This window comes from Rhodoferax sp., from assembly GCF_028714215.1.
Taxonomy (GTDB): Bacteria; Pseudomonadota; Gammaproteobacteria; order Burkholderiales; family Burkholderiaceae_C; genus Rhodoferax.
This window is the reverse complement of record NZ_JAQTMS010000114.1, coordinates 1-2,641: the sequence shown is the minus strand read 5'-3', so window position 1 is coordinate 2,641 and position 2,641 is coordinate 1. Positions and strand designations below refer to the sequence as shown.

The following is a 2,641-nucleotide window of genomic DNA, read 5'->3' as shown; positions in this document are numbered from 1 at the left end:
ACCCCCGCCGCGCTGGAGAGCGATGGTCTGACCACGCCCGGGGGCCGCTTCAGTTACGCCACCGGCAAGCTGGTCCTGTGGTCGGCCGATGCCGCCAAGGTGGACGCCAGGGGCGACGTGCTCAAGAGCGGCAACTTTCGCAAGCTGGCTTACGCCAACCCCAAAACCGCGCCCTATGGCACGGCGGCGGTGCAGGTCATGGACAACCTGGGCTTGACCTCGACCCTGACCCCCAAGCTGGTGCAGGGCGAGAGCATTGGCCAGACCTTCAACTTTGTGCACACCGGCAATGCCGAACTGGGCTTTGTTGCGATGTCGCAAGTGCTCGAAGGCGGCAAGCTCAAGGGCGGCTCCATGTGGGTGATTGCGCAGGCCCTGTACCGTCCGATCCGGCAAGATGCCGTGCTGCTGCAGCACGGTGCCAACAACCCGGCGGCGCAGGCGCTGATGAAACTGCTGCAAAGCCCCAACATCAAAGACCTGATTCGCTCTTACGGGTACGACATTTGACATTCAGCGCACCCTCCGCCATGGCCCTGCTCACCTCCTCTGACCTGCAAGCGATTAGTTTGACGCTGCAAGTGGCTGCGCTCACCACCGTCATCTTGCTGCTGGTGGGCACACCACTGGCTTGGTGGCTGGCGCGCACGCGGTCATGGTTGAAAGAACCCATGGGCGCACTGGTGGCCATGCCGATCGTGCTACCGCCGTCGGTGCTGGGCTTTTATCTGCTGGTGTTCATGGGGCCAAACGGCACTGTGGGGCAATGGACACAGTCGCTGGGCCTGGGTCTGCTGCCCTTTACCGTCGCCGGGCTGGTGGTGGCATCGAGCTTTTACTCACTGCCGTTCATGGTGCAGCCGATCCAGAACGCTTTTGCAAACATGGGCACGCGCCCGCTGGAAGTTGCGGCCAGCCTGCGCGCCTCACCGTTGGATGTTTTTTTTAGCGTGGTGGTGCCGCTGTGCAAACCCGGCTTTGTGACCGGCGCCATCATGTGTTTTGCCCATACCGTGGGCGAATTTGGCGTGGTGCTGATGGTGGGCGGCAACATTCCCGGTGTGACGCGCGTGGTGTCGGTGCAGATTTACGACCACGTCGAGGCCATGGAGTATTCAGACGCGCACCGCTTGGCCGCGGTCATGCTGGGCTTTAGTTTTCTTGTGTTGCTGGCATTGCATGTCTACAACGGCGCGCGGCGCAAAGGGGCTGGCGCATGAACACCAGACCGGAGCAGGGTAGCAAAGACACATCGGGATTGACCTTGCAAGTGGCGCTGAAACGCCAGGACTTTCGCCTGGAGATTGACCTTGAGCTGGAGGGTCACGGCATCACGGCCCTGTTCGGTCCGTCCGGCTCAGGCAAGACCACCGCCTTGCGGGTACTCGCTGGCTTGGAGCCCATGGCGCAGGGCCGCGTCTGCGTGCAAGGCGAGGTGTGGCAAGACAGCGCTCAAGGGGTCTTTAAACCGGTACACCAGCGCGCCCTGGGCTATGTGTTTCAGGAGGCCAGCCTGTTTGAGCACCTCAATGTGCAAGAGAACTTGCAGTACGGCTTCAAGCGCACGCCGGCAGTAGAACGCTTCAGAAACTGGGATCACACCATGGACCTGCTGGGCATTGCACACCTGCTCAAGCGCTGGCCGCATGAACTCTCGGGCGGCGAGCGTCAACGTGTGGCCATCGCCCGCGCGCTCGCGGCGAGCCCGCGCCTGCTGCTGCTGGACGAGCCCATGGCCGCGTTGGATGCCGCACGCAAGGCCGAGATACTGCCCTACCTGGAGCGGCTGCAAAGCACGCTGGATATCCCGGTCATTTACGTCACCCATGCCATTGACGAAGTAGCCCGACTAGCCGAGCACCTGGTGCTGCTGGAGTCTGGCCGGGTCACGGCGCACGGGCCGACGGCTGAGCTGTTGACGCGGCTGGACTTGCCACTGGCACACGGCGACGGCGCCGGGGCCGTGCTGCACTGCAGCGTGGTCTCCCATGACGCCGCCGACCACCTCACACTGACCCGTTTTGCCGGTATTGATCTGGTGCTGCCGCGTCAAAACGTCGCCGTCGGCCAAACCTTGCGCGTGCGGGTGGCGGCGCGTGATGCCAGCCTGACCTTGCAACGCCAAACCGACACCAGCATTTTGAACATCCTGCCCGCCTCGGTGCTTGCCCTGTCGCCTGACGGCCCAGGCCAGGTGATGGTCGCGCTGCAAGTGGGCGGCAGCGCCCTGCTGGCGCGCATCACGGCGCGTTCGGCTCACACGCTGGGGCTTGTGCCCGGCTTGCCGGTGTATGCGCAGATCAAAGGTGTGGCGATTCTGGGTTAGCCCAGCCGGCTTCAGGCAGACAGAAAGTTACTATAAAATTAATAGCAATACCTCCTTATTTCACGGGGGCTATAGGCCGATTTACCATAAATAAATCGAGTAACACGCATTCAGCAGGAGACTCCGGGGCCCAGAGCATGAGGCACTGGACCTCAAATGCGCTTGAGCACCTCGGCCACGCAGCGCTCAATGCCGACAAACACGTCGCTCAGGCGCGCGTCGTCAAACATGTAGGCCGGGGTGGTCACGAGTTTATGCGCCTCATCAATCACGATCTCCCGCGCGTTGGGCGTGTTCTGGTGCTGCTGGCCGAGC

At 62.5% G+C, this 2,641-nt stretch carries 3 protein-coding genes; all 3 read left to right on the top strand.

What is annotated here, in order from left to right; all coding sequences use genetic code 11:
* A partial coding sequence (gene modA, locus PHS32_RS24165) for a molybdate ABC transporter substrate-binding protein (RefSeq protein WP_301082199.1) occupies nt 1-510 on the top strand: 510 nt, incomplete at its 5' end.
* A 20-nt stretch (nt 511-530) separates the two neighbouring features.
* Nucleotides 531-1,220, top strand: a complete 690-nt coding sequence (modB, locus tag PHS32_RS24160; RefSeq protein ID WP_301082194.1) for a molybdate ABC transporter permease subunit — start codon at nt 531-533, stop codon at nt 1,218-1,220.
* Entirely contained in the window at nt 1,217-2,326 is a 1,110-nt protein-coding gene (modC, locus tag PHS32_RS24155) for a molybdenum ABC transporter ATP-binding protein (protein WP_301082193.1), read from the top strand. Before modB ends, modC begins: the two co-directional genes overlap by 4 nt.
* The last annotated feature ends 315 nt before the right edge of the window (nt 2,327-2,641 follow it).